A 2285-nucleotide genomic window follows, 5' to 3' on the forward strand; every position below is an offset into this window, starting at 1 on the left:
TTGGGTGGGCTCGTTTTTTTTTATACCACCCAGATAACACCGGTGGGGGCGCCACCCGGGCGGGGGTGCCGCCCACATGTTTCGTCACTCAGCCCTTGTCGCGGCTGTCCTTGTCGTCGGCTTCGATCCCGGCCTCGGCCTGGATCTCGTCGTCGATGTCGTCATCGATGTCCTCGTCGATGCCGCCCTCCATGTCAACGTCACCGGCGACATGGACATCGGCCTCGGCATCGGCGCCGACGCCGCTCCCGGCCACCGCGCCGGGCTCGTCCTCGTCCTCATCCATGGCGTCGACGAACTCGACGCCGTCCAGCTCGGCGAGACGGTCCGAGGCATCCGTCGCCCCGTCCTTGTCCGCCTCGATCGTCTTGCCGAACCACTCCCGCGCCTCGTCCTCACGCCCGGCCGACAGCAGGGCATCGGCGTACGCGTACCGCAGCCGCGCGGTCCACGGCTGCACGGAGTTCGAGGCCAGCTCGGGGCTCTGCAGGGTCACGATGGCGGCGTCGATCTGCCCCATGTCCCTGCGCGCGCCGGCCGCGACGAGCCGCATCTCGACCTGGCCGGCCTTGTCGAGCTTCTGCACCTCGGGCTCACCGGCCATCGCCATCGCACGCTCGGGACGGCCGAGACCGCGCTCGCAGTCCGCCATGACGGGCCACAGATCGACGCCCCCGGTCATCCGCCGCGCCGCCCGGAACTCGGCCAGCGCCTCGGCGTACTTCTGTGTCGCGTACGCGGCGAAACCGGCGGCCTCGCGTACGGCGGCGACCCTGGAGGCGAGCCGCAGCGCGATACGGGAGTACGCGTAGGCCTGCTCGGGGTCCTCGTCGATCAGCTTCGCGACCATGACGAGGTTCCTGGCGACATCCTCGGCGAGCGTCTTGGGCAGGCTCATCAGCTCCTGCCGAACGCTCTTGTCGATCTCGTCGCCGGTGACGTCCTCGGGGATCGGCAGCCGCTTGATGGGCTCGCGGTCGCGGTCCCGGTCGTCCCGGCGCTCGTAGCCGCCACCGCGGCTGTCGTCACGGCCCCGGTATCCGCCGCGGTCCCCGCCCCGGTCGTCGCGGCCCCGGTATCCGCCGCGGTCCCCGCCCCGGTCGTCGCGGCGCCCGACGCCACCACGGCCACCGCCGCTGGGACGCCCGCCGCGGTCATCACGGCGCGGGCCACCGGGCCGGTCGTCCCGGCGCCCGTAACCGCCCCCGCCACCGCGACTGTCGTCCCGGCGCGGTCCGGAGGAACGTTCATCCCGACGGAAGCCGCCCGGCCGGTCATCACGGCGGTCGTCCCGGCGGAAACCACCGGACCGGTCATCACGACGGTCGTCCCGACGCGGACCCGACGGACGGTCATCACGCCGGTCGTCACGACGGAAGGCAGGACGATCATCACGGCGGTCGTCACGCCGGTCGTCACGCCGGAACGCGGGACGGTCGTCACGCCGGTCATCACGACGCGGGCCGACAGGCCGGTCGTCACGGCGGTCATCGCGGCGGAAGCCGCCACGGTCGCTGTCCCGGCGGGGACCGCTGGGGCGGTCGTCCCGGCGGAAACCACCGGACCGGTCATCACGACGGTCATCACGACGCGGACCCGACGGACGGTCATCACGACGCCCGAAGCCGCCACGGTCGTCAGAACGACGCGGGGTGCTCGGACGATCGTCACGACGGCCGTAACCGCCACCACCGCCACCAGTAGGCCGACCGCCACCACCGGCAGGCCGACCACCGCGGCTGTCGTCCCGACGGCCGTAACCGCCGCCGCTGGAACCGGCGTTGGGGCGACCACCACGATCGTCCTCACGACGCGGACCGCCGGGGCGGTCATCGCGACGGGGGCCACTCGGCCGGTCGTCACGCGCACCGCGGTACCCACCACCGCGATTGTCATCACGGCGGCTGTTGTCATCACGACGGAAACCACCACGGTCCCGATCATCACGTCGCGGTCCGCGCTCGCGATCGTCACGACCTCCGCGGAAGCCGCCCCGGTCACCGCTGTCCCTGCGGCGCTGATCGCGCTCAGGACGGTCGTCGGAGGAGTTGGGGGACATCGGTTGGGCTCCTGTCTTCGGGTACCGCAGTCATTCTCGCGCAGTCGGCCTGCCGATGCGCTTCGGGCTAAAAGGGATGGAAAACAAAAAAGACCCGTGATCCAGCGTGAACGCTGGACCACGGGTCCATGAAAGATTGTTCGGCGGCGTCCTACTCTCCCACAGGGTCCCCCCTGCAGTACCATCGGCGCTGTGAGGCTTAGCTTCCGGGTTCGGAATGTAACCG

General features: G+C 70.9%; 2 protein-coding genes and 1 rRNA gene. All 3 read right to left on the bottom strand.

The features are described from left to right. Positions 1-88: 88 nt before the first annotated feature. The gene (locus ACFRKB_RS37250; RefSeq protein ID WP_383111033.1) at positions 89-898 is read right to left on the bottom strand and encodes a tetratricopeptide repeat protein; all 810 of its coding nucleotides are present in this window, start codon (positions 896-898) and stop codon (positions 89-91) included. Continuing rightward, positions 898-2181 (bottom strand): hypothetical protein, encoded by a 1284-nt coding sequence (locus ACFRKB_RS37255; protein WP_383111034.1) that lies wholly within the window; start codon positions 2179-2181, stop codon positions 898-900. Before ACFRKB_RS37255 ends, ACFRKB_RS37250 begins: the two co-directional genes overlap by 1 nt. 16 nt (positions 2182-2197) lie before the next feature. Beyond that, positions 2198-2285 (bottom strand): 5S ribosomal RNA (gene rrf / locus ACFRKB_RS37260); the annotation flags it as partial.

Source organism: Streptomyces scopuliridis (assembly GCF_042790125.1).
In the GTDB taxonomy this organism is placed as follows: domain Bacteria; phylum Actinomycetota; class Actinomycetes; order Streptomycetales; family Streptomycetaceae; genus Streptomyces; species Streptomyces scopuliridis_A.